The organism is Burkholderia sp. NLJ2, assembly GCF_049487195.1.
Taxonomy (GTDB): Bacteria; Pseudomonadota; Gammaproteobacteria; order Burkholderiales; family Burkholderiaceae; genus Burkholderia; species Burkholderia pyrrocinia.
In genome coordinates this window covers 518,537-533,978 of sequence record NZ_CP137809.1, presented here as the reverse complement: position 1 = coordinate 533,978, position 15,442 = coordinate 518,537, and the positions used below count along the sequence as shown (strand labels likewise).

The 15,442-nt window shown below is 65.7% G+C and carries 20 protein-coding genes; 14 read left to right on the top strand and 6 right to left on the bottom strand.

The annotated features are described in order from the left end of the window. Positions 1-40: 40 nt before the first annotated feature. The 8 genes from catA (at position 41) to R9B84_RS18970 (ending at position 6,798) form a co-directional block, all read left to right on the top strand. Positions 41-976, top strand: coding sequence for a catechol 1,2-dioxygenase (gene catA, locus R9B84_RS19005; protein WP_423760900.1), 936 nt, complete (start codon positions 41-43; stop codon positions 974-976). A 114-nt stretch (positions 977-1,090) separates the two neighbouring features. Then, positions 1,091-2,449 carry a Rieske 2Fe-2S domain-containing protein gene (locus tag R9B84_RS19000; protein WP_423760899.1) on the top strand — a complete coding sequence of 453 codons (1,359 nt, stop codon included), beginning with the start codon at positions 1,091-1,093 and terminating at the stop codon, positions 2,447-2,449. Beyond that, the gene (benB, locus tag R9B84_RS18995) at positions 2,446-2,934 is read left to right on the top strand and encodes a benzoate 1,2-dioxygenase small subunit (RefSeq protein WP_338641566.1); all 489 of its coding nucleotides are present in this window, start codon (positions 2,446-2,448) and stop codon (positions 2,932-2,934) included. Before R9B84_RS19000 ends, benB begins: the two co-directional genes overlap by 4 nt. Before the next feature lie 39 nt (positions 2,935-2,973). Then, a complete protein-coding gene (benC, locus tag R9B84_RS18990; RefSeq protein WP_423760898.1) occupies positions 2,974-3,996 on the top strand; it encodes a benzoate 1,2-dioxygenase electron transfer component BenC in 1,023 nt (340 codons plus the stop codon). After that, a complete protein-coding gene (gene benD, locus R9B84_RS18985) occupies positions 3,993-4,769 on the top strand; it encodes a benzoate diol dehydrogenase BenD (protein ID WP_423760897.1) in 777 nt (258 codons plus the stop codon). The genes benC and benD overlap by 4 nt, the downstream gene beginning before the upstream one ends. 89 nt (positions 4,770-4,858) lie before the next feature. Next, positions 4,859-5,257 (top strand): RidA family protein, encoded by a 399-nt coding sequence (locus R9B84_RS18980; protein WP_423760896.1) that lies wholly within the window; start codon positions 4,859-4,861, stop codon positions 5,255-5,257. 299 nt (positions 5,258-5,556) lie between these two features. Then, positions 5,557-6,081, top strand: coding sequence for a low affinity iron permease family protein (locus R9B84_RS18975; RefSeq protein WP_423760895.1), 525 nt, complete (start codon positions 5,557-5,559; stop codon positions 6,079-6,081). Between the two features lie 234 nt (positions 6,082-6,315). Then, a complete protein-coding gene (locus tag R9B84_RS18970) occupies positions 6,316-6,798 on the top strand; it encodes a DUF1641 domain-containing protein (RefSeq protein ID WP_423760894.1) in 483 nt (160 codons plus the stop codon). 47 nt (positions 6,799-6,845) lie between these two features. On the opposite strand, the gene R9B84_RS18965 is transcribed toward R9B84_RS18970, so the two are convergent. Beyond that, entirely contained in the window at positions 6,846-7,385 is a 540-nt protein-coding gene (locus tag R9B84_RS18965; RefSeq protein WP_423760893.1) for a GNAT family N-acetyltransferase, read from the bottom strand. A gap of 59 nt (positions 7,386-7,444) precedes the next feature. On the opposite strand from R9B84_RS18965, the gene R9B84_RS18960 reads away from it, so the two are divergent. From R9B84_RS18960 to R9B84_RS18950, 3 genes are all read left to right on the top strand, one after another. Further along, a complete protein-coding gene (locus R9B84_RS18960; protein WP_423760892.1) occupies positions 7,445-7,909 on the top strand; it encodes a hypothetical protein in 465 nt (154 codons plus the stop codon). A 90-nt stretch (positions 7,910-7,999) separates the two neighbouring features. Continuing rightward, a complete protein-coding gene (locus R9B84_RS18955) occupies positions 8,000-9,001 on the top strand; it encodes a cupin domain-containing protein (protein ID WP_423760891.1) in 1,002 nt (333 codons plus the stop codon). A 730-nt stretch (positions 9,002-9,731) separates the two neighbouring features. Then, the gene (locus tag R9B84_RS18950) at positions 9,732-10,118 is read left to right on the top strand and encodes a RidA family protein (RefSeq protein ID WP_423760890.1); all 387 of its coding nucleotides are present in this window, start codon (positions 9,732-9,734) and stop codon (positions 10,116-10,118) included. Between the two features lie 249 nt (positions 10,119-10,367). On the opposite strand, the gene R9B84_RS18945 is transcribed toward R9B84_RS18950, so the two are convergent. Then, a complete protein-coding gene (locus R9B84_RS18945; protein WP_423760889.1) occupies positions 10,368-10,973 on the bottom strand; it encodes a helix-turn-helix domain-containing protein in 606 nt (201 codons plus the stop codon). A 268-nt stretch (positions 10,974-11,241) separates the two neighbouring features. On the opposite strand from R9B84_RS18945, the gene R9B84_RS18940 reads away from it, so the two are divergent. After that, the gene (locus tag R9B84_RS18940; protein WP_423760888.1) at positions 11,242-12,066 is read left to right on the top strand and encodes an MBL fold metallo-hydrolase; all 825 of its coding nucleotides are present in this window, start codon (positions 11,242-11,244) and stop codon (positions 12,064-12,066) included. 187 nt (positions 12,067-12,253) lie between these two features. On the opposite strand, the gene R9B84_RS18935 is transcribed toward R9B84_RS18940, so the two are convergent. The 3 genes from R9B84_RS18935 to R9B84_RS18925 form a co-directional block, all read right to left on the bottom strand. Further along, positions 12,254-12,796 carry a carboxymuconolactone decarboxylase family protein gene (locus tag R9B84_RS18935; RefSeq protein WP_096475959.1) on the bottom strand — a complete coding sequence of 181 codons (543 nt, stop codon included), beginning with the start codon at positions 12,794-12,796 and terminating at the stop codon, positions 12,254-12,256. A 179-nt stretch (positions 12,797-12,975) separates the two neighbouring features. Further along, positions 12,976-13,197, bottom strand: coding sequence for a hypothetical protein (locus R9B84_RS18930; RefSeq protein ID WP_047904196.1), 222 nt, complete (start codon positions 13,195-13,197; stop codon positions 12,976-12,978). A gap of 65 nt (positions 13,198-13,262) precedes the next feature. Then, positions 13,263-13,514: an HPr family phosphocarrier protein gene (locus R9B84_RS18925; protein WP_423760887.1), complete on the bottom strand. Its 252-nt coding sequence runs from the start codon at positions 13,512-13,514 to the stop codon at positions 13,263-13,265. A 426-nt stretch (positions 13,515-13,940) separates the two neighbouring features. Here R9B84_RS18925 and R9B84_RS18920 point away from each other — a divergent pair, with 426 nt between their 5' ends. Then, positions 13,941-14,285: a zinc ribbon domain-containing protein YjdM gene (locus tag R9B84_RS18920; protein WP_031401187.1), complete on the top strand. Its 345-nt coding sequence runs from the start codon at positions 13,941-13,943 to the stop codon at positions 14,283-14,285. 41 nt (positions 14,286-14,326) lie between these two features. After that, the gene (locus tag R9B84_RS18915) at positions 14,327-15,163 is read left to right on the top strand and encodes a spermidine synthase (protein ID WP_423760886.1); all 837 of its coding nucleotides are present in this window, start codon (positions 14,327-14,329) and stop codon (positions 15,161-15,163) included. Between the two features lie 44 nt (positions 15,164-15,207). Here the strand turns inward: R9B84_RS18915 and R9B84_RS18910 are convergent, their stop codons facing one another. Further along, a complete protein-coding gene (locus R9B84_RS18910; protein ID WP_124452638.1) occupies positions 15,208-15,393 on the bottom strand; it encodes a ribbon-helix-helix protein, CopG family in 186 nt (61 codons plus the stop codon). Between the last annotated feature and the right edge of the window lie 49 nt (positions 15,394-15,442).

The following is a 15,442-nucleotide window of genomic DNA, read 5'->3' as shown; positions in this document are numbered from 1 at the left end:
CAAAGCCGTCATTCCCCTAAAACCACGTGGAGACATCATCATGAGCGTCAAAGTTTTCGATACCCGGGAAGTGCAGGATCTGCTGAAGGCCGCGTCGAACGCCGGCGGGAACGGCGGCAACGCGCGGTCGCAGCAGATCGTCCTGCGCCTGCTCGGCGACCTGTTCAAGGCGATCGACGATCTCGACATCACGCCCGACGAAGTGTGGGCCGGCGTCAACTACCTGAACAAGCTTGGTCAGGATGGCGAAGCAGCGCTGCTCGCGGCCGGCCTCGGCCTCGAGAAGTATCTCGACATCCGGATGGACGCCGAAGACAAGGCGGTCGGCCTCGACGGCGGCACGCCGCGCACGATCGAAGGGCCGCTGTATGTCGCGGGCGCGCCGGTGCGCGACGGCGTATCGAAGATCGACCTCGATGCGGACGACGGCGCGGGCCCGCTCGTGATCCACGGCACGGTGACCGGCCTCGACGGCAAGCCGGTCGCAGGCGCGGTGGTCGAATGCTGGCACGCGAACTCGAAAGGCTTCTACTCGCACTTCGACCCGACCGGCGCGCAGACCGAATTCAACCTGCGCGGCGCGGTGAAGACGGGCGCCGACGGCAAGTACGAATTCCGCACGCTGATGCCGGTCGGCTACGGCTGCCCGCCGCAGGGCGCGACCCAGCAGTTGCTGAACGGCCTCGGCCGTCACGGCAACCGTCCGGCGCACGTGCACTTCTTCGTCGACAGCCACGACCACCGCAAGCTGACGACGCAGTTCAACATCGCCGGCGATCCGCTGATCTGGGATGACTTCGCGTATGCGACGCGCGAGGAACTGATCCCGCCGGTGGTCGGCAAGACCGGCGGCACGGCGCTCGGCATGAAGGCCGATGCGTACCAGGACATCGAGTTCAACTTCGTGCTGACGCCGCTGGTACAGGGCAAGGACAACCAGATCGTCCACCGCCTGCGCGCAGCCGCGACGGCGTAACCGCCCGACGGCGCGGCGCGGATGCGCCGCCGCCGGCCGGGTTCCCGCGAGATTCAACCGATACCGATGCGAGCGTGCCTTGCAGGACGCGGCACGCGCATGGGAGGAGCCAGCATGTCCGCCACCATCGACCAAGCCAACGAACTGGATCACCTGCTCGCCACCGCCGTGCAGGATGACAAGGAGGCCGGCGTATTCCGCTGCCGCCGCGACATCTTCACCCACGCCGAGCTGTACGAACTCGAGATGAAGCACATCTTCGAGGGCAACTGGGTGTATCTGGCGCACGAAAGCCAGATCCCGGACAACAACGACTACTACACGACGTGGATCGGCCGTCAGCCGATCGTCATCACGCGCGACAAGACCGGCGAGCTGCACGCGGTGATCAATGCATGCGCGCACAAGGGTGCGATGCTGTGCCGCCGCAAGCACGGCAACAAGGGCAGCTTCACGTGCCCGTTCCACGGCTGGACGTTCTCGAATACCGGCAAGCTGCTGAAGGTGAAGGACGAGAAGACGACCGAGTATCCGGTGCAGTTCAACACGAACGGGTCGCACGACCTGAAGAAGGTCGCGCGCTTCGCGAACTATCGCGGCTTCCTGTTCGGCAGCCTCAGCGCCGACGTGCTGCCGCTCGAGGACTACCTCGGCGAAACGCGCGTGATCATCGACCAGATCGTCGACCAGGCGCCGAACGGGCTCGAAGTGCTGCGCGGCAATTCGTCCTACATCTACGAAGGCAACTGGAAGATGCAGATGGAGAACGGTTGCGACGGTTACCACGTCAGCACCGTGCACTGGAACTACGCGGCGACGATGGGCCGCCGCAAGGAAGACGGCACCAAGGCCGTCGACGCGAACAGCTGGAGCAAGTCGGTCGCCGGCGTGTACGGGTTCGACAACGGCCACATCCTGCTGTGGACGCAGACGATGAATCCGGAAGTGCGGCCCGTGTTCCAGCATCGCGACGAGATCAAGGCGCGCGTCGGCGACGTGCAGGCCGATTTCATCGTCAACCAGACGCGCAACCTGTGCGTGTACCCGAACGTGTTCCTGATGGACCAGTTCAGCACGCAGATTCGCGTCGTGCGGCCGCTCGGCGTCGACAGGACCGAAGTCACCATTTTCTGTTTCGCGCCGAAGGGCGAAAGCGAAGCCGACCGCACGGTCCGCATTCGCCAGTACGAGGATTTCTTCAACGTGACCGGCATGGGCACGGCCGACGACCTCGAAGAGTTCCGCGCATGCCAGGCCGGTTACGCGGGCATCACGGCGATGTGGAACGACCTGTCGCGCGGCGCGCCGCTGTGGGTCGACGGGCCGGACGAGAACGCGAGGAAGATGGGGCTGAACCCGCGCATCTCGGGCGAGCGCAGCGAGGACGAAGGGCTGTTCGTGTGCCAGCACGAACACTGGGTGCATGTGATGCGCGATGCGCTGAAGAAGGAACGCGGGGAGGTGGCGGCATGAACTTCGATTACCGGACTGTCTGCGCGGCGCTGTATCGCGAAGCGCGCCTGCTCGACGATCGCCAGTGGGACGAGTGGCTGACCTGCTACACGGAAGACGTCACGTACTGGATGCCTGCGTGGGACGACGACGATCGGCCGACCGACGACCACCAGAGCCAGATCTCGCTGATGTACTACCCGGATCGCGGTGGCCTCGAGGATCGCGTGTTCCGGATCAAGACCGAGCGCAGCGGCGCGTCGACGCCGGAGCCGCGCACCAGCCACAACGTGACGAACGTCGAGGTGCTCGCCGAACGCGAGAACGAAGTGGACGTGCGCTACAACTTTCACACGCTGAACCATCGTTACCGCGTGACCGATCACTTCTTCGGCACGATGTTCGTCACGTTGCGCAAGGTGGGCGGCGAGTGGCTGATCTCGTACAAGAAGATCGTGCTGAAGAACGACTACATCCGGCAGGTGCTCGACGTCTACCACGTCTGACGCCGTTGTTTTGTCATGAAGGGAAGTGGAGGTGATGCCATGTCCAGCTACAAGATTGCACTGAATTTCGAGGACGGGGTGACCCGCTTCATCGACTGCAAGGCCGGCGAGAAAGTCCTCGACGCGGCCTTCCGCGCGAAGATCAACCTGCCGATGGACTGTTCCGACGGCGTGTGCGGCACCTGCAAGTGCCGCGCCGAAAGCGGCAGCTACGACCTCGGCGACGACTACATCGACGACGCGCTGACCGAAGACGAAAAGGACAGCGGCCTCGTGCTGACGTGCCAGATGGTGCCGCAAGGCGATTGCGTGATCGCGGTGCCGACGTCGTCGGTCGCATGCAAGACCGGCCAGAGCGGGTTCGCCGCGACGGTGACGAGGGTCGAGCAGCACAACGATGCGGCCGTCGTGCTCGAACTCGACGTCGGCGCGGCCGCGCCCGTGTTCCTGCCGGGCCAGTACGTGAACATCGACGTGCCCGCGAGCGGCCAGCACCGTTCCTATTCGTTCTCGTCGGCGCCGGCCGACGCGAAGGTCAGCTTCCTGATCAAGAAGATCCCCGGCGGCGTGATGAGCACGTGGCTCGAATCGGCGCAGCCGGGCGACACGCTGGAACTGCACGGGCCGCTCGGCAGTTTCTACCTGCGCGACGTGCAGCGTCCGCTGCTGTTCCTCGCGGGCGGCACGGGCCTCGCGCCGTTCCTGTCGATGCTCGAGGTGCTGGCGCGCACCGGTTCGCAGCAGAAGGTGCACCTGATCTACGGCGTGACGCGCGATCTCGATCTCGTGCTGGTCGACGCGATCGAAGCCTGCGCGGCGAAACTGTCGAACTTCAGCTTTGCGACCGTCGTCGCGGACGCCGCGTCGAGCCATCCGCGCAAGGGCTGGGTCACGCAGCACATCCCGGCCGATGCGCTGAACGACGGCGACGTCGACGTCTATCTGTGCGGGCCGCCGCCGATGGTCGACGCGGTGCGCAAGTACTTCGACGACGAAGGCGTGAAGCCGAACAGCTTCCACTACGAGAAGTTCACCCCCAACGTCACGGCAAAGGCGGCATGATCATGCAACGATTCTCCGGCAAGGTCGTCGTCGTCACCGGCGCAGCGCAGGGCATCGGCCGCGGCGTCGCGCTGCGCGCGGCAGCCGAGGGCGGCAAGGTGCTGTTCGTCGATCGCGCGGATTTCGTCGCCGAGGTGGCGGCCGAAGCGACGGGCGGCGAGACGGCCGGATTCGTCGCGGATCTCGAAACCTACGACGGCGCGCACGCGGCGATGGACTGCGCGGTGCAGACGTTCGGCGGCATCGACATCCTGATCAACGGCGTCGGCGGCGCGATTCGCATGCGCCCGTTCGCCGAATTCGAGCCGGCGCAGATCGACGCGGAGATCCGCCGCTCGCTGATGCCGACGCTCTATACCTGTCACGCGGTGCTGCCGCACCTGCTCGCGCGCGGCGGCGGCACGATCGTCAACATCTCGTCGAACGCGACGCGCGGTATTCGCCGCGTGCCGTATTCGGCGGCGAAAGGCGGTGTCAACGCGCTGACGCAGGCGCTCGCGATGGAATACGCGGAGCACAACATCCGCGTCGTCGCGACCGCGCCCGGCGGCACCAGTGCGCCGCCGCGCCGCGTGCCGCGCAATGCGGCCGGCGACAGCGAGCAGGAACTGGCGTGGATGAGCGAGGCCGTGCGGCAGGTGACCGATTCGACGTTCTTCAAGCGTTACGGCAGCCTCGACGAGCAGATCGCGCCGATCCTGTTCCTGGCCTCCGACGAGGCGAGCTACATCACCGGCACCGTGCTGCCGGTCGCGGGCGGCGATACGGGTTGAGCGGCGCGCGGTGAAGCCGCTTGCCTTGCATGTGTTCATCGATAACCAACTAGCCGGCCGGCGCCGAGACGCCGGCCACGGAGACATTCATGCGTGATCGCAAAGCCATCGTTCCGGCGGGAATGGAAGCGGTGTACGAAAAAATCGGCTACGCGCCGGGCCTGAAGGTGGGCGATACGCTTTACGTGTCCGGCCAGATCGGCCGCGACGCGGCGATGCAACTCGTCGAAGGCCGCGAAGCGCAGATCGTGCAGGCGTTCGAGAACCTGAAGAGCGTACTGGAGGCGGCCGGTGCATCGTTCAACGACGTGGTCGACCTGACGACGTTCCATACCGACATGCGCGACCTGCCGCTGTTCATGCAGGTTCGCGACCGCTACCTCGATGCGCATCCGAAGCCGGCGTGGACGGCGGTCGGTGCGCACATGCTGGGCGGGTCGCCCGGGTATATCGTCGAGATCAAGGCGGTGGCGGTGTTGCCGGCGTGACGCGTTGCAGGCATGAGGTTGAAAACCACATCGCCGCAACAAATCGGTTTCGTGTGCGAAGTAACGGAGCGTGAGCTGTCCGGACGCGGGAAACCCTCGGCGAGCCGCAATCGACGCATGGTTGTGTACGCCCGCATGCGTTTCCGGTACACCGCGTTCGCGGATTTGTGCCGCGGTTCGAGCCCGCCGGGCACGCGAAATGCTCGTTCGCGGGCGGCGCCCGCTTGCATGCCGAACCCGATGCCGCTCGTGGCCGGGTTCGCACGCGCCACAATCACCAGTCTCAACCGGGAGGCGCCATGCGCGAATCGAACGATTCATCCCGCGTCGGTCTAGGCGCGGGCGGCGGAGTCGCGGCCGATCCGCGGTTGGTTCCGGCCCGGCATCCCGTCACGCGTGCATTCGAACGCTTCGCATCGCACGTGACCGTCTGGGCCGGGTCGCCGGTCGCGTTCGGCAGCGCGGTCGCCGTTGTCGTCGTTTGGCTCGTCAGCGGGCCGGTGTTCCACTATTCGGATGCGTGGCAGCTCGTCATCAATACCGGGACGACGATCGTCACATTCCTGATGGTGTTCCTGTTGCAGCGCAACCAGAACCGCGACAACGTCGCGCTGCACCTGAAGCTCGACGAGCTCGTCGCCGTGACGCGCGCGGCGAACGATCAACTGATCGGGATCGAGGATGCGTCGGAAGACGAGTTGCGCGAGCTTGCCCGGAACTATCTCGAACTGGCGAAGCGGGCCGCCGCGCGCGAGGGCACGCCAGGCACTGACGACGATCGCGAAACGGCCGACGATCAGCCTGAAACCCGGCGGAAATCGTGACGGGCGCGCAGGCATGCTTCGCTATCGGGGGCCGAACATCCGGATTTTTCAAGGGCTTGTCATTTCGTGGCCGTCGAGTACGGACATATGGGTATGACAACGCGGGGCGAACATACCGGGTACTAGACTGTAGTAAGCGGTGCCGCCGCCCAGCGAAAGATGAACGAGACGAAATCGGCGCGCGCGTGACTGCCGGCCCGACGGCAACGTGGCGCCCCATTCGGAGACAAGCCGATGACCGACCGCCAGCCCCCCGACATGACGCCTCCGCACGCGGAGCCCAGTGCGCACGACGCGCTTGAACACCTGCTCGGCAGCCTGCACCGGCATGGTTTCCTGCATTTTGCGAACGAGGTCGTCACCGCGAACGCGCGGCTGGCCGATACGTTCGTCGATGCGCTAGACAAGCCGGGCATGCAGAGCGGCATGCAGAATCTCGCGGTGCTGCTGATGGCGCTGTCGCGGATTCCGCCCGAACAGTTCGGCAAGGCCGTGTTCGCGGCGGCGGATGCGCTGCATCACGTGGGCGCGTGGCAGCCGGCACAGCACGAGCACGTCGCGCCCGGTGTGCGCGGCGCGTACCGGTTGCTGCACGACGAAGCGCTTTGGGATGCGTTGACGCCGTTGCTCGAAGGCTTGAAGGTGTTCGCGCAAGGGCTCGCGCGCGATCCGGAACAGGCTGTTGCGGCGTTCGGCGAAAAGACAGTGGGCAAGTAACGGCGCCGCATTGTGTCTCGGCCGCGCGCGAGTGCGCGGCCTTGCGCTCACCGGCTCGCGCGTGAAAACAGCAACGAATCGGCGTCGTTGAAGCGGATGCGCACCGGATCGCCATAACCGGCTTTCTCCGCCACGCGGATCGACGCGACGTTGGTCGGCGCGATCAGGCACACGCTGCGTTCGAACCGCTGCTGCGCATCGAGCCACGCGAGCGCGGCCGCGAGCGCCTCGGTCGCGTAGCCCTTGCCGTGCGCCCATGTCGCGAGTGCCCAGCCGGCTTCCGGCACGCCGCGGATCGACGGCTCGATGAGCCGGTGGAAATCGGCAAAACCGAGGTCGCCGACATAGCGGCCGGACGCCTTCTCGCGAATCGCCCAGTAGCCATAGCCGAGCAGCGGCCATAGCCCGCGATACGCGAGCATGCGCATCCACGAGTCGCGCGGCGCGGATGGCTCGCCGTTGAAGATGTGCGCGACGACGTCCGGCTCGGCCCACATCGCGGCGAGCGCGTCGAAGTCGCCGAGCGGATGGCCTTCGAGGACGAGGCGCGGCGTGTCGAGAACGGGCGGAGAGGAGACGGGCGGCATCGCGGTTTCCGGGAAGGCGTTGAACAGGGCGGTCGGGCGGTCGGCACGTCGATGCCGCGTTGCCGGTGGTCGTCGATGCGGCCGCGTCGGCGCCCGCATCGATGATCGGCATGTCGAGCGGCTCGACGTTCGCGATCACGAACAGGTTTCGCTTCATCGGCTTCGACGGATCGGTGACGGCGATCACGCGGCCGGCACGGCAGAGCGCTGAAATGATATCAAAACCCCTCGCCCGGGTGAGCGTGCGCAACGCAGACATACGGGGCGACATACGGCCCGGGCCAGAGACCGTCCTTCGCCGCCAAGGATCCTCTCATCCGCCGCAGCGCACGGCACGGTGGTCGGCATTCAGCGAATGCTGTCCCGACGCGTCGCCCGCGCAAGCCGCAGGCCCGGCATCACGCAAGCGCTGCTTCCCGATGAAGCGGGTAGTTCATATGCCCGCGCGCATCGCCGCCGTAGAACGTCGTGCGGTCTTGGCGCGTCGGCGGCGCACCGCCGCGGCCCGCGGCACGGTCGGGTGAGAATGCACGACCGTCCCGCGCGATAATCGGGATTGCACGTGGCGCGCGTGGTACGCGCGCCGCATTCCCGATTCGCCACCACCGCTCATCATGACGCTCGAATCCGACTGGCTCAGCCGCTTCATGACGCTCGTCACGGTCACGGGGAAGCTGGAAATCCGCTGCGCGTTCGGCGCGCCGTGGGCGATCGCGTACGAGCGCTCGCCCGCGCGCGAGATTCCGTATCACGTCGTGCTGCGCGGCCGCGCGATCCTCGAGAATCCCGACGACGGCACGGTGCGCGAGCTCGGCGGCGGCGACCTCGTGCTGTTGCCGCACGGCTCCCCGCACGTGCTGCACGACGGCAGCGGGCTGCCGCCGGTGCCGGCGATCAAGCGGCCCGGCGGTCACGTTTTCATCGGCGAGAACGCGGGCACGGGGGAGCGGCTGGACATGTTGTGCGGGCGATTCGTGGTCGCGCCGCCGCACGACCGGCTGATCCGGCGTCACCTGCCGTCGGATCTCGTCGTGCGCGCGGCGGTGGACAGCCGGACGCCCGACGCGCTGGCCGCGACCGCGCGGCTGACTGCACTCGTGGAACTGATGCGTGCGGAATCGCTCGAGCAGCAGCTCGGCGGCCTCGCGATCCTGAACGCACTGTCGGCGGCGCTGTTCGCGCTCGCGCTGCGCGCGATCAGCGAATCGGCGCAGGCGCCGACCGGCTTGCTGGCGCTGGCCGGCCATCCGCGCCTCGCGCCCGCGATCGTCGCGATGCTCGACGATCCGGCGAGGCCGTGGACGCTGCCCGAACTGGCCGCGCTGTGCAGCATGTCGCGCGCGACCTTCATGCGTCATTTCCAGTCGAAGCTCGGGCACTCGGCCGCCGACCTGCTGACCGACATCCGGATGAGCCTCGCCGCGAATGCGCTGCGCCAGCCGTCGGCCAGCGCCGAGGCCGTGTCGGCCGACGTCGGTTACCAGTCGGTCGCCGCGTTTCGGCGCGTGTTCACGCGCTGGGCGGGGATGACGCCCGGCGACTGGCGGCGCCAGGCGTTCGGCGATCGACGAGAGGCGGCAGCAGCGGACGACGGTGTTGCCGACGACGCGGAGTAGGTGGGAGGGGCTGCATCGCATCGGGTGTCGTTTGCCCTGGCAGCCGTCGCGGGCTGAGGGGACGCTCTGCCGGGCCGCATCTCAACCGGCTTTCCGTTCATGTCCTGCTGTTGCCGGAACGAACGGCGTGCCGGCGAAGAACAACGCTGTGTGCGAATCGAGCCGAGCGCAATCGACATCGAGAATCCAGGCCGCGGCCCCGGCGGGCACCGATTGCGTTATGGGAAACATATTCTCCTTTGGAAGAGTGGCCTGGCGAATGCGAACACCGGCGGCAGGCGCTGTGGGACGCTGTTCGGCTGCACGTAAGCCCGGGCGGGGCAGCCAGCGGAATCCCGTTGATTGCGGGAAGCTGGGTAAGCCCGTGGGACAAACGGGTTGATAGGCGTTGAGTGTGACCGGACGCCGGATCGCGTCGTATGGCCGCCCGGAGAGCCTCGCATGAGAGGCCATGCAATCCGGATTTGCGCGTTGACATTCTTCTATAGGAGATTTAATCTCCGGGGTGCCAGTCGTTGCGCGTCGGAAATCTTCTCGAATGGTTGGCCGCAGGCGGCAGGAATGTCCGAGGAGATCCGATCCGGTCCCTCCACGGATGACTGCTTAGTATTTTGCAATCCTTAGGAAGGTCTGCCGGATCGATCGGTGCCGACCGGCGGGATAACAGGTCGCTGCCGGCGCGAAATGGATGTGTTGTTTCTCTTCAGTCGGGTCTTCGAAGGAGTTAGCGATGAGCATCAAATTGCACAATCCGGCCAGCATGGCACCGCCGTTCTCCTGCTACAGTCAGGGCGCTTCGGCGTCCGGTGACGCACGCTGGCTGTATGTTTCCGGTCAAGTGGGCGTGACGCCGGACGGTGTCGTTCCGGACGATCCGGAGCGGCAAACCGAGTTGGCGTGGGATAACCTTCTGGCAGTGCTGGCCGATGCCGGGATGACCGCGAAGGATCTGGTCAAGGTCGACGGCTTCATCACGAGCCCGGACCTCGTGCCGTTCTTCCGCAAGGAACGCGAACGGCGATTTGCGGGGCACGCTGCTGCAACCACGATGGTCATCGTCGCGGGGCTGGCCGAGTCCAATCTTCTGGTGGAGATTCAGGCGGTCGCGGCCCGCTGACGCAATGTCAGTTCTGGTCGGGCGGTGGACATTCGTTGAGCCGTGTTCGGCGCTTGATCACGCGTTGGGGTCCATCGCGAGTCGTGGCAGTCGTCGTGCGCCTGCCACGGCTCGTCTGTCGGCAAGCCGTCCGCGCAACCGCGGCACCGGCGAACAGCCGCGCGCGTGCCGGTTCAACGCGGATTGCCGCGGCGATCCGCCGAACGACCGGACACAACGGTATCGATGCGGCTTGGCAGGACGGGCGGGCTAGGTGCGGCGAGAAATGACCATGAAATAGCTGCATGGCTCCGACGTCTGATTGACGAAACCGTGCTCGACGTCGGCCTGGAAGAACAGCGAGTCGCCTGGTCCCAGATATTCCTTCTTGGTCCTGAACTCCACGACGAGATTGCCGATCGTCACGACGATCTGCTTCTCCGCCCCGGACGGGTACCCGGGAAGCAGGCCGGTCGACACGCCGGCGGGAAGATAGTGATAGATGAGCTCCACGCGGCCGCCGCCTGTCGCCGGCGAAACGATGTGCCGTTCAAAACCCGTTTCGGGGTCGCGAAAGACGGGACGTGCCGCCCTGCGCAAGACCACCGTATTGCCTTCGGGTTGATCTCCCCCGACCAGTTCCGTCAGCGACGACTGAAGGCTGTGCGCGATTCTCGTTGCGATGCCGATCGTCGGGCTCTTCTCCCCGCGCTCGACCTTGGAGAGCATGGCACGGCTGACCCCCGACAGTTGCGACAGTTGCTCCAGCGTCAACCCGGCAGCTTCCCGCAATCCGCGGACACGGCCCCCAAAGGCACGCGAGAGCGAGTCATTCTCGTCCGTTGTGCCCGATTCGGTGTCTTGTCCCTGCGGCATAGGTTCCTTTCCCATGATGAGTCGAATCGACAAACGGATATTATCATCCACCATAGAAGAAGCCATCAAGCACGGAAGATGCGTCCTGCCGCGCCCTCGGGCACGCATCGTCTGGAAGAACGATTGGTACGAGCCTGGATGCGCGGCCATGGAGGCCGCACCGACGGCTGAACGTTGCCCCCGGGCCGTACGCTTGCTTGAGTCTCCTATGGTAGATATTATTCCACCCATTGATGGATCAATTGTCTGATTTTGAGGGGCGGCGAGCATGGACACGAACACGATGAAGCTGATTGCAAAAGGTCGGAACTTCGCATCCTTCCAGTTTGGCGATCTGAAGATCGTTGCGCTCCGCGACGGATACGTCGATATGCCTGCCACGAGGCTCCGGCAAGTCGGTGGGGGGACTTTCGACCGGCCGCCCGTCGGGACGCATCTGGTCGACAACCAATTGCGACTGTCGGTCAATGCGTTCGTCATCATTGACGGCGAACGGTCCGTCATTGTCGACACCGGCGCGTCGAACACGTGGTATCCCACGATGGGAGAACTGGTGGATGGGGTCGCTGAAGCCGGGATCGACAGGTCCAGTATCACGGACGTGTTGCTGACGCACACCCATGAGGATCATGTGAACGGCCTGATCGCACCGGACGGTTCGGACGCATTTCCGCAAGCGAAGAGAATCCTCGTCGGCCCGGAGGAAATCCCGGAATTTACCGGCCGGTTGGCCCGGCTGCGCGATCGCGTCACGCCGGTTACGGACAATTTCGCCGTGAGCGACCGGATCACTGCGGTTCGCGCGACCGGGCATTCTCCCGGACACACCGCATACGAAGTGGCAAGCAGTGTCGGGCGCTTGCTGGTGTGGGGCGACATTATCCACGTGCCGTCGGTGCAGTTCGGGCGCCCCGAAATTTCATGGGAATTCGACAGCAATCAGTCGAGGGCTCGCGATACACGATTGGCACTTCTGGGGCGTGCGGCACGGCCGCATTATTTCGTGGCTGGCGCCCATCTGGATTTCCCCGGTATCGGGAGCGTGACGGCTGGCGGTGACGGCTTCGCGTTTCATCCCGTTGGCGTTGAGTGACACGTGCAAGCAGGTAACGTTCGGGCACGACAATCCGGACAGCCGGCAACATCCGCGCCGTCGCCCCGGCATAGATCGTCTATGTGCCGTTCGTCTCGCGTCCGTCGCGGCAACGGGCCGGCGACGGGCACGATCGAAACGCGGGAAGGGCCGGCATCGGGACTGCATGCCGGCGATGCCGCGGTGCTCACTTCACGGGCGGGAAATCGACGACCGTGTCGTTGATGCGGTTGAACGTGTTGGTGAAGATCGTCAGCGCGATCGCGAGCGAGATTTCCGCGAGTTGTGCGTCCGTGTAGCCGGCTTCGCGGATCGACGCGAATTCGTCGTCGGTGATCGTGCCGCTGGTCCGTTGCAGGTTCAGCACGAAGCGGATCAGCGCGTCGCGCTTCGCGTCGCCGGTGTTCGGCTGGGCCGAGCGGATCGCGCGCAGCGCGTCGGCCGACAGGCCGGTCATCTTGCCGAGCAGGTTGTGCGCGGCGACGCAGTAGTCACAGCCGGTGTCGGCGCTGACGAGCAACTTGATCGTTTCGAGATCCTGCTTGCTCAGCGTGCCGCCGGCGAGCACGCCTTCGGCGTTGAGCACGGCCGCGAGCGCGTTCGGCGCGAGATGGCCGACGGCGGCGAACAGGTTCGGAACGGTGCCGCCGGCGACCTTGCGGACTTGTGCGTAGACGTCGGCGGTTGCGCCGGTGGCGGATTCGATGGCGGGGATGGCGATGCGGCTCATGACTGGCTCCTTGATCGGAAAGTTGACGCCCGTTCGTTCGGGGTGACTCCACTTTAGAAGCGCAGACTGATCCTCGTAAGACGCAAAATTGCCAAATCACTGCTCAAAAGTATCAACCGAATGCGCGGCGACTCGCGATCGCCAGCATCGGGCTCCGAGCCCGGCGGCTCGCCGGCGCGCTACTTCCGGCTTTTCAGGAAGGTCCGCCCTTCGGCCGTGATCGATGCGCCGGAGCGGCCGTGCACGGGATGGCTGACGAAACCCGCGCTCACGAGTTCCCGCGCGATCGACCAGCCGAGCGCCGGCGCATCGCGTCCGTAGCGAACGTCGGCGAGGCGTTCGAGTGCCCAGATTGCGGAGGCTGACAGGTTGGGGGTGTTGGACGTGTCGTTGTCGCTCATCGCTTCCTCGGAGAATGGAGATTCGGGGTGGGCGGCGCCATGCCGCGAGATTGGCGGTGCAAGCGTCAGCGCGCCTGCAGCAACGGAAGCAGCGCGTGCAGCGCCGCTTCCTCGTCGGGGCCGGTGGCCACCACCTGGGCCGACGTGCCGCCGTGTACCTGCAGCGACGCGACTGCGGCACCGTCCTTCGCGTTCTCGCTCTGACCGTTCGCGATCAGCAGGATGTCGCTTGCGAAGCGGCGTGCCGCGTCGACGGCCGCGTCTCGTGCGGCGCAGCCGCGGTTGCGGTTCCACGCGGGGCCGATTTGAACGTACACAACGGTTGCCACGATGCTGGAAAGCCTCCGGACGGGTGGTCGGGTCGGTGCGCGGCGCTGGGCCGGCAACGCACCGGGGGCGCGCGAAACGCGGTTTCACGACACGTGTCGCGTACATCGGATGGCCGGCCTTTCACGATTTCCCGCAGGGGCGCGGGGCGTCGATCGGGTGGTCGAGGTGCGCCATTCGGTGCGAACATGCCGGCATCCTCACGGAAGCTGTCTTCAAGTTCGCTGAATGTCGCAAAGTGGGGAATTATAATGCATAGGTCAGATCATGTGTATTGCATTATAATGTCGTGTGCGCCGATACCGGTCCGCTGCTCCGTTGGCGGGCGTGCCCGGCCACCCTTGCCCGGGCGCGCAGCCTGCTCGCCCGGCATTTCTTTATCGATCGACCCGAACGCCTCCCGAATGGAATCTGCAATGAACGCCGCCCCCGCCTGCCCGCAATGCGCAATGGAAAACACCTACCCGGACGGCACGCTGACCGTGTGCGCGGACTGCGGCCATGAATGGTCGGCCGGCGCCGGCGCCGAAGCGGGCGACGAGCCGGCGGGCGACGTCGTCAAGGACGCGAACGGCAACGTGCTGTCGGACGGCGATTCGGTCGTGCTGATCAAGGACCTGCGCGTGAAGGGCTCGTCGATCACGCTGAAGATGGGCACCAAGGTGAAGAGCATCCGGCTCGTCGGCGGCGATCACGAAGTCGATTGCAAGACCGACATGGGCGGCTTCATGCTGAAGGCCTGCTATCTGAAGAAGGTCTGAGCGTACACTGCGATCGTCCGTTCCCATCCGACTACCCGAGCATGATCGAGGATCGCACTTCCTATGAAGCGTTCGTCAGGTTCCTGGCGACGCCGCTGAACGACGGCCGGCCTTTCGTGCTGGAGACGCGGCACGCGCTCTCGCTGCACTTCGATCATTTCGGTACGCAGAGCTTCATGTCGCTCAGGGATCCGGCCCGGCTCGAGCTCGGCTATACGCGCGTGATGATGGGCTTTCTGCTGCTGCAGCCCGAGCCTGCGCACATCTGCATGCTCGGGCTCGGCGGCGGCTCGCTCGCGAAGTACTGCTACCGGCACCTGCCTGGAGCTGCGATCGACGCGGTCGAGATCAACCCGGACGTGATCGCGCTGCGCGACGTGTTCAGGATTCCTGCCGATGATGCGCGGTTCGCGGTGGTGTGCGCCGACGGCGCGGATCATGTGGCGCGGTCGGACGTCCGGACGGACGTGATCCTGCACGACGTGTTTGTTGCCGACGGCACGCCGGGCCGGTGTACCGGCGCCGCGTTCCTCAACGCGTGCCGCGCGCGCCTGAGCGAATCAGGCGTGCTGGCGATCAACCTGATGGACGACGATCCGGCGCTGCCGCAGCATCTCGAGCAACTGCGATCGGTGTTCGGTTCGTCGTATGCGCTGGTGCCGTGCGGCGACGACAACAACTTCGTCCTGTTCGCGTGGAAGGACGACCGCCGGCTGCCGTCGCTGCGCATCCTGCTCGAACGCGCGCTCGCGTGTGCGCAGGCGGGCGAGCTCAAGCTGGCGGCCACCGCAAGGCGCATGAAGGCCGGGGAATGCGTCGATCCGCAGCGGCTGGTCCGGCGTGCGCAATCGCACGGGCGATGGGAAATCGGCGCGTAACAGGCGCGTAACCGGCGCCGCGGGCGCGGCCTGCGCGGCCGCGCTTACTTCACGCGCTTGCCGAGCGTGCTCTTGGTCTTGTACGTCACGCCGTGCCGGTCAAGATACTCGCGGATCAACTGCCGCACGACTTGTGACGGCGTGAGATCCTGCTCCGCGCAGAGCATCTCGAAGGCTTCTTTCTTCGCGGGGTCGATCAGGACGGTCAGGCGGGCGGTTTTCGTTTCCATTGCGCGGACGGGTCGGCGGATATGTTAATCAAATTATAATACATCTGCT

Coding starts and splice junctions, on each gene's coding strand:
- catA (WP_423760900.1), top strand. CDS start 41: ATGAGCGTCAAAGTTTTCGATACCCGGGAAGTGCAGGATCTGCTGAAG.
- R9B84_RS19000 (WP_423760899.1), top strand. CDS start 1,091: ATGTCCGCCACCATCGACCAAGCCAACGAACTGGATCACCTGCTCGCC.
- benB (WP_338641566.1), top strand. CDS start 2,446: ATGAACTTCGATTACCGGACTGTCTGCGCGGCGCTGTATCGCGAAGCG.
- benC (WP_423760898.1), top strand. CDS start 2,974: ATGTCCAGCTACAAGATTGCACTGAATTTCGAGGACGGGGTGACCCGC.
- benD (WP_423760897.1), top strand. CDS start 3,993: ATGATCATGCAACGATTCTCCGGCAAGGTCGTCGTCGTCACCGGCGCA.
- R9B84_RS18980 (WP_423760896.1), top strand. CDS start 4,859: ATGCGTGATCGCAAAGCCATCGTTCCGGCGGGAATGGAAGCGGTGTAC.
- R9B84_RS18975 (WP_423760895.1), top strand. CDS start 5,557: ATGCGCGAATCGAACGATTCATCCCGCGTCGGTCTAGGCGCGGGCGGC.
- R9B84_RS18970 (WP_423760894.1), top strand. CDS start 6,316: ATGACCGACCGCCAGCCCCCCGACATGACGCCTCCGCACGCGGAGCCC.
- R9B84_RS18965 (WP_423760893.1), bottom strand. CDS start 7,385: ATGCCGCCCGTCTCCTCTCCGCCCGTTCTCGACACGCCGCGCCTCGTC.
- R9B84_RS18955 (WP_423760891.1), top strand. CDS start 8,000: ATGACGCTCGAATCCGACTGGCTCAGCCGCTTCATGACGCTCGTCACG.
- R9B84_RS18950 (WP_423760890.1), top strand. CDS start 9,732: ATGAGCATCAAATTGCACAATCCGGCCAGCATGGCACCGCCGTTCTCC.
- R9B84_RS18945 (WP_423760889.1), bottom strand. CDS start 10,973: ATGCCGCAGGGACAAGACACCGAATCGGGCACAACGGACGAGAATGAC.
- R9B84_RS18940 (WP_423760888.1), top strand. CDS start 11,242: ATGGACACGAACACGATGAAGCTGATTGCAAAAGGTCGGAACTTCGCA.
- R9B84_RS18935 (WP_096475959.1), bottom strand. CDS start 12,796: ATGAGCCGCATCGCCATCCCCGCCATCGAATCCGCCACCGGCGCAACC.
- R9B84_RS18930 (WP_047904196.1), bottom strand. CDS start 13,197: ATGAGCGACAACGACACGTCCAACACCCCCAACCTGTCAGCCTCCGCA.
- R9B84_RS18920 (WP_031401187.1), top strand. CDS start 13,941: ATGAACGCCGCCCCCGCCTGCCCGCAATGCGCAATGGAAAACACCTAC.
- R9B84_RS18915 (WP_423760886.1), top strand. CDS start 14,327: ATGATCGAGGATCGCACTTCCTATGAAGCGTTCGTCAGGTTCCTGGCG.
- R9B84_RS18910 (WP_124452638.1), bottom strand. CDS start 15,393: ATGGAAACGAAAACCGCCCGCCTGACCGTCCTGATCGACCCCGCGAAG.